Annotated in this window: 4 protein-coding genes and 1 pseudogene; 3 read left to right on the forward strand and 2 right to left on the reverse strand. The window is 51.6% G+C overall.

Annotation, left to right across the window (positions count from 1 at the left end; genetic code table 11):
• Nucleotides 1-1,045, reverse strand: a pseudogene (locus tag ACR0P9_RS05510) (glutamate synthase subunit alpha); the annotation flags it as partial.
• Between the two features lie 550 nt (nt 1,046-1,595).
• On the opposite strand from ACR0P9_RS05510, the gene ACR0P9_RS05515 reads away from it, so the two are divergent.
• From ACR0P9_RS05515 to ACR0P9_RS05525, 3 genes are all read left to right on the forward strand, one after another.
• A complete protein-coding gene (locus ACR0P9_RS05515; protein ID WP_432618082.1) occupies nt 1,596-3,677 on the forward strand; it encodes a glutamine synthetase III in 2,082 nt (693 codons plus the stop codon).
• A gap of 117 nt (nt 3,678-3,794) precedes the next feature.
• Nucleotides 3,795-5,501 (forward strand): ammonium transporter, encoded by a 1,707-nt coding sequence (locus ACR0P9_RS05520; protein WP_432618084.1) that lies wholly within the window; start codon nt 3,795-3,797, stop codon nt 5,499-5,501.
• Nucleotides 5,502-5,641: 140 nt separating this feature from the next.
• Nucleotides 5,642-6,001, forward strand: a complete 360-nt coding sequence (locus ACR0P9_RS05525; RefSeq protein ID WP_432618086.1) for a hypothetical protein — start codon at nt 5,642-5,644, stop codon at nt 5,999-6,001.
• 55 nt (nt 6,002-6,056) lie between these two features.
• Here ACR0P9_RS05525 and ilvA read toward each other — a convergent pair.
• A partial coding sequence (gene ilvA, locus ACR0P9_RS05530) for a threonine ammonia-lyase (RefSeq protein WP_432618088.1) occupies nt 6,057-7,083 on the reverse strand: 1,027 nt, incomplete at its 5' end.

The following is a 7,083-nucleotide window of genomic DNA, read 5'->3' on the forward strand; positions in this document are numbered from 1 at the left end:
CCCACGGTTCCATCATGGTTGCGTAGTAGCGGTAGAAGTCCAGCTTCTCGCGCGGCATACTCTTGTTGTTCGACCACGGCTCCGGAATGCAGATCATAACTGCCATCGGAAGCTCCATGCCGTTCATAACGAGGAATTCCAACGTGTTGTCCAAACGGGCGGAGTCCGAACCTGCCGGATTGACAACCGGATATACCTTGTCGAGATCCTCTTCGCTCATGACATCGGATTCCATGGTCTCCTCACGGGCGAGCATACGGTCTGCGTTGCCGCGAATCGTATTGATTTCGCCGTTGTGCAGGATGAAGCGGTTCGGATGAGCGCGTTCCCAAGACGGGTTGGTGTTGGTAGAGAAACGAGAATGTACCATCGCAATCGCAGACTTGTAATCCTCATCCAGCAGATCGCAGTAGAAATTGCGCAGCTGACCAACCAAGAACATACCTTTATATACAATGGTACGGCTGGAGAACGAAACAACGTAGGTGTTGTCGTTGGACTGCTCAAAGACGCGGCGTGCCACATACAGCTTGCGGTCGAAGTCCAGACCCTTGTTTACGTTTTTCGGGCGAGCGACAAAGCCCTGCTCGATGTACGGCATACAGGCGAGTGCCTTGTTGCCCAGAACATCCGGATTGATCGGCACGGTACGCCAGCCGAGGAATTCCATGCCTTCCTTTTCAATGATGACTTCAAACATCTTTTTTGCCTGCGAACGCTTGAGCGTGTCCTGCGGGAAGAAGAACATCGCGATGCCGTAATCGCGCTCTTCGCCAATCTGGATGCCAGCCTCAGCGGCAGCCTTGGTGAAGAAGTTGTGGGAAATCTGAAGCATAATGCCGACGCCGTCGCCGGTCTTGCCCTCCGCGTCCTTACCGGCGCGGTGCTCCAGCTTTTCTACAATAGATAGCGCGTTATCGACTGTTTGATGTGTCTTTCTGCCTTTAATATCGACAACTGCGCCGATGCCGCAGGCATCATGCTCATACCGCGGATCGTACAGACCGCGGGCAGGCATTGTAGTTTCAGTTCTGATCTCGTTCATGAAATACAATTCCTCCTAAAAACCTTTACATGTATCATATATAATGTATAACGAATGATATTCTCCCAATGTTTTGCAATTTTATTTTCATCATCTTTCACGACATTCTGCAAAACAGACGGAGAAAAAGTAAAAAAGCGCCCATTCCAAAGCGAATACTACCCAAAAGTGGTAAAAGTAGTACTTACTTTGGAATGAACGCCTTTGTTCATGTAACATATTCTATAATAAATGCAGGAATTCGTCAAGCATCCTGCAAAAAAATCTTCCGCTCAGAAACGATTTCATACAACTTGCATAGAAAGGTTACTTAAAAAGAAGAAGGACTGGGCAAAATGTAAAAGTTGCTTCGATGGGCAGAAAAGTTTGAAAAATTAGTTGACATGCGCTAAATCACAGTCTATAATAGACATCGTAAACAGCAACGGCGCTGTGGATGTTATGTCCGCGGCGCCTATTTTTTATACTCAGCAGGAGTAGAAAAGCATACGCTTGAGTAAGTTTGTTTGAAATCTTTTTTAAGATACACTGCATGGAGGTGCGTTGTACAATGATTAATGTCCCGGAAATTTTCGGCGAGAACGTGTTTAACGAAAATGTAATGCGCGAGAAGCTGCCGAAGGAAGTATTTAAGAAGCTCATGAAGACCATCGAATTGGGTGCTTCCCTCGATGTCAGCATTGCAAACGTTGTTGCAAACGCAATGAAGGATTGGGCTGTTGACAAGGGCGCAACCCATTACACCCATTGGTTCCAGCCGATGACCGGTGTGACCGCTGAGAAGCATGACTCCTTTATCAGCCCGACGGCAGGCGGCAACGTCATCATGTCGTTCAGCGGCAAGGAGCTGATTCAGGGCGAGCCGGACGCATCTTCGTTCCCGTCCGGCGGTCTGCGTGCAACGTTCGAGGCTCGCGGCTATACCGCGTGGGATCCGAGCTCCTATGCTTTCGTCAAGGACGGCACCCTGTACATTCCGACCGCTTTCTGTTCTTACACCGGCGAAGTGCTGGATAAGAAGACTCCGCTGCTGCGCTCCATGGACGCGATCAGCAAGCAGGCTTGCCGTATTCTCAAGCTGTTCGGCAAGAATGTAGAGCGCGTCACCACGACTGTAGGTCCGGAGCAGGAGTACTTCCTTGTAGATAAAAAGTATTACGACCAGCGCAAGGATCTGGTATTTACCGGACGCACCCTGTTTGGCGCGATGAGCCCGAAGGGTCAGGAAATGGATGACCATTACTTCGGCACCATCAAGCCGCGTGTTGCTGCATTCATGGCAGATCTGGATACCGAGCTGTGGAAGTACGGCATTCTGGCAAAGACCAAGCACAACGAAGTTGCTCCGGCACAGCACGAGATTGCACCGATCTTCACCACCACCAACACGGCAATCGACAATAACCAGCTGGTTATGGATGTTGCCAAGAAGGTCGCTCTCCAGCACGGCATGGTTTGCCTGCTGCATGAGAAGCCGTTTGACGGTGTAAACGGTTCCGGTAAGCATAACAACTGGTCGATGTCCACCAATCAGGGCGAGAACCTGCTGAATCCGGGCAGCGATCCGAAGGAAAATGCACAGTTCATGCTGATTCTGACCGCAGTTATCTCTGCTGTTGATAAGTATGCGAAGCTGATGCGTATCTCCGTTGCATCCGCTGGCAACGATCATCGTCTGGGCGCGAATGAGGCTCCTCCGGCAATCGTTTCCGTATTCCTTGGTGACGAGCTGCAGAGCATTGTCGATGACATCATCGCTGGCACACACACCGCTGGCGCTGGCGCAGCAAAGATTCAGCTGGGCGTTACCACGCTGCCGGTATTCTCCAAGGATAACACCGACCGCAACAGAACCTCTCCGTTTGCTTTCACTGGCAACCGTTTTGAGTTCCGTATGCCGGGCTCCTCTCAGAACATCGCTTGCGTCAACATGATGCTGAACACCGCTGTAGCAGACGTATTTAAGAGCTATGCGGATGAGCTGGAAGGCGCAGAGGACTTTGACGCTGCCCTGAATGCTCTGGTTAAGCGTGAGCTGACTGCACATCAGCGCGTTATCTTCAACGGCAACGGCTATGATGACAGCTGGGTAGAAGAGGCTGAGAAGCGCGGTCTGCCGAACCTGAAGAGCACACCGGAAGCACTGGCTTGCTATGATGAGTTCATTGATGTTTTTGAGTCCACTGGCGTTCTGAGCGAGACCGAGCTGCTGTCCCGTAAGGAAATCCTGCTGGAAGAGTATGCAAAGCTCATCAAGATCGAGTCCCGCACCATGGTAGACATGGCAAAGAAGGACATTCTGCCGGCAGTTGGCTCTTACACCAAGGAGCTGTCTGAGATCGCTTGCAACAAGAAGCAGCTGGGTCTGAACGCTGATCTGGAAATCAAGGAGCTGAAGAAGCTGTCTGCTCTGGCTTCTGATACGTATGACAAGATCGAAGCACTGTCCGCTGCTATCGCTGGTGCTGATGCTGTCGAGGACGTACAGAAAGCTGCAGACTATCAGCATGAGAGCGTCATTCCGGCAATGGAGCAGCTGCGTGCTGTTGCTGATGAGCTGGAAGTAAACACCGCTGCGAAGTACTGGCCGTTCCCGGCTTACGACAAGTTGCTGTTCGGTGTAAACAGCTAATTGCTCGTTTGATACCAATTTTATAACGCACACAAAGACGTGTATGCCAATCCCGAAAAGGGAGCGGTGTACACGTCTTTTTTTGTTTCACAAATTCACTTGGAGGTTTATTCAATCATGGATACCACGAACATTATGGCGATATTGGCAGATCATGCCTCCGCCATAGACACGTCTTGGACGCTGCTCGGCGCGGCGCTCGTATTCTTTATGCAGGCAGGCTTTGCAATGGTGGAGACCGGCTTTACCCGTTCTAAGAATGCCGGCAACATCATTATGAAAAATCTGATGGACTTTTCGCTCGGCACACCGATTTACTGGCTGATTGGCTTTGGCATCATGTTCGGCGGCACCGGTGCTCTCATCGGCGGCTTTGACTTCATGACCAATGGCGGAGAAGGCGGCTTTACCACGCTGATCTTCCAGACCGTATTCTGTGCGACTGCTGCGACCATTGTTTCCGGTGCTATGGCAGAGCGAACCAAGTTTAGCTCATACTGCATCTATTCTATGGTTATCAGTGCGGTCATTTATCCGATTTCCGGTCACTGGATTTGGGGCGGCGGCTGGCTGTCTCAGCTCGGTTTCCATGATTTTGCAGGTTCTACCGCTGTACACATGGTTGGCGGCGTAGCTGCACTGGTCGGCGCGGCTTTTCTTGGCCCGCGTATCGGCAAGTATGACAAGAACGGCAAGCCGAAGGCTATTCCGGGTCATTCTCTGACACTGGGCGCTCTGGGCGTATTCATTCTGTGGTTCTGCTGGTTTGGATTTAACGGTGCATCTACCGTTGCTATGACAAATGGTGCATATGAGTCTGCGGCTTCTGTTTATGTCACGACAAACATGGCTGCTGCTGTCGCAACCGTTACGGTTATGTGCGTCACTTGGATTCGTTACGGCAAGCCGGATGTATCCATGACGCTGAACGGCTCTCTGGCTGGTCTGGTAGCGATTACTGCCGGTTGTGATTTGGTCACTCCGCTTGGCGCAGCAATTATTGGTATTTGCGCAGGTTTCGCTGTAGTATTTGGTATTGAATTCGTAGAAAAGATCCTCAAGATTGACGATCCAGTTGGCGCAGTCGGCGTACATGGTGTCAACGGTGCTCTGGGCACGCTGCTGACCGGCCTGTTTGCGAAGGATCAGGGTCTGTTCTATGGTCACGGTGCACATTTCTTCCTGATTCAGCTGCTTGGCGTTGTTTGTGTTATCGCTTGGGTTGCTGTTACTATGACCATCGTGTTCTTCCTCATTAAGCATACCATCGGTCTGCGTGTATCCGAAGAAGAAGAAATTCGCGGTTTGGATGTGATGGAACACGGTCTGGTTTCTGCTTATGCAGACTTTATGCCGATTCCGACTGTCAATGGTTTTTACAAAGAAGAGAAGGTGGGTCCGGATAAGAAGGTTCCTGTCGAAGAAGCTGTTCCGGCTACCGAGATTCCGTCTACGAGTACGGACGGACACAAGCTGTCCAAGGTTGTTGTCATCTGCCGTCAGTCCCGTCTGGAAGTCCTGCGCGATGCGCTGGAGGAAATCGGCGTGGCAGGTTTGACCGTGACCAATGTTCTTGGCTGCGGCGTAGAAAAGGGCGCAACAGAGTATTACCGCGGCGTTGCGGTCAGCACGAGCCTGCGTCCGAAGACCAAGGTAGAAATGGTTGTCAGCAAGGTGCCGGTAGAACAGGTTATTGATACCTGCCGCAAGGTACTGTACACCGGCCATATCGGTGATGGCAAGATCTTTATCTATGATGTACAGAACGTCATCAAGGTTCGTACCGGTGCCGTCGGCTACGATGCGCTGCAGTATGAAGATTAACAGACAATCCCTTAATCAATCCTTTATACATGTTCAGAGGAAAGACCCGTGCAGAGATGCACGGGTCTTTTCCGTATTTTTGCATAAAAATCCGGAGAATTGGGAAACTAAAGGCAAATAAGCCTTTGGAGGTAATACGCATGAAAAAAAGATGGGGCATGATAGGCGCGTCCGTTTGTTTGCTGGCACTGCTGCTCACCGGCTGCGGCATGTCGAATACAGCGACGGATCAGAACACAACGACAGAAACAGAGACCCAAACGCGTACCGATACCGGTTCCGGCTCCGGATGGGTGGATGAAAACGGCGACGGCATTATCGGCAACGACGGCACCGGCTATACCGAGGATACCGGTTCTGTCACAGACGATGTAGAGAGCGCGGCGGATGATTTGGGGCGTGCCGTTGAAAACGGTGCGGAAGATGTCACGGACGGCGTTGTCGGAGACACACAGACGGATCGCACGACGACAGACGAGAATACAACGACAAAACGATAAGAAAAAAGCGGCAGCTGAGAATTCAGCCGCCGCTTTTGGGCATATAATAAAAATTTTATTCTGCGCCGACCGTGCAGGTGTAGCCTGCGCTGACAATTGCCTGCTGCAAAGCCTGTCCCTGTTCCTTACCGCCGACTTCACAAACGACATGTACAATCGCTTCGTTGATGTCGAGGTTTGCGTTGACGCGGTCATGCTGGAACATGATGATGTTTGCGTTCTGCTCGGCAATGATGCCAGCCAGACGCTCCAGAGAACCCGGTACATCCGGCATGACAATGTTGAACTTCATGTGACGGCAGCGGGTAACCAGACCCTTTTCGACGATACGATGAATGAAGCTTACATCAATATTACCGCCGGACAGAACACAAGCCACCTTCTTGCCGGAGAAATCACACTTGCCAGCGAGCAGAGCTGCCAGCGACGAAGCACCTGCCGGTTCTACAACCTGCTTGGTGCGCTCAAGCAGCAGCAGAATGGTTGCGGCAATGTCATCATCGGATACCGTTACCATGTCATCGACAAAGGCGTTGATGTGCTCCATGGTCTTGGTGCCCGGGCACTTAACGGCAATACCGTCTGCGATGGTGTGTACATAGTCGCTGGCAATGATGCCTTCCTGATGGAACGAGTTGGCGATTGCCGGTGCGCCCTCTGCCTGTACGCCGATAACCTGAATACGCGGGTTGATCTGCTTGACGCAAGCAGCTACGCCGGACAGCAGTCCACCGCCGCCAGCCGGAACCAGAATCACGTCAACAGCCGGCTGATCGCGCAGGATCTCCATGCCGATGGTGCCCTGACCTGCCATGACGTCCTCGTCGTCAAACGGATGGATAAACGTAGCGCCGGTCTCTTCTACAATTTCCATTGCCTTTGCATAGGCATCATCATAGCAAGAGCCGGACAGGACAACGTTTGCACCGTAGCCCTTAGTTGCGGAAACCTTGGCAATCGGGGTAGAACGCGGCATACAAATCGTAGCCGGAATGCCAATCTGTCTTGCGGCAAAAGCAACACCCTGTGCGTGGTTGCCTGCGGAAGAAGCGATGACAGATTTGAGTCCGCCTGCCTCGTAC

Origin of the sequence: Butyricicoccus sp. (assembly GCF_050872565.1) — a bacterium.
Classification (GTDB): domain Bacteria; phylum Bacillota; class Clostridia; order Oscillospirales; family Butyricicoccaceae; genus Butyricicoccus_A.

What these genes read in the sequence shown, in the direction of transcription:
- ACR0P9_RS05515 (WP_432618082.1), top strand. Translation starts at nt 1,596, where the DNA reads ATGATTAATGTCCCGGAAATTTTCGGCGAGAACGTGTTTAACGAAAAT.
- ACR0P9_RS05520 (WP_432618084.1), top strand. Translation starts at nt 3,795, where the DNA reads ATGGATACCACGAACATTATGGCGATATTGGCAGATCATGCCTCCGCC.
- ACR0P9_RS05525 (WP_432618086.1), top strand. Translation starts at nt 5,642, where the DNA reads ATGAAAAAAAGATGGGGCATGATAGGCGCGTCCGTTTGTTTGCTGGCA.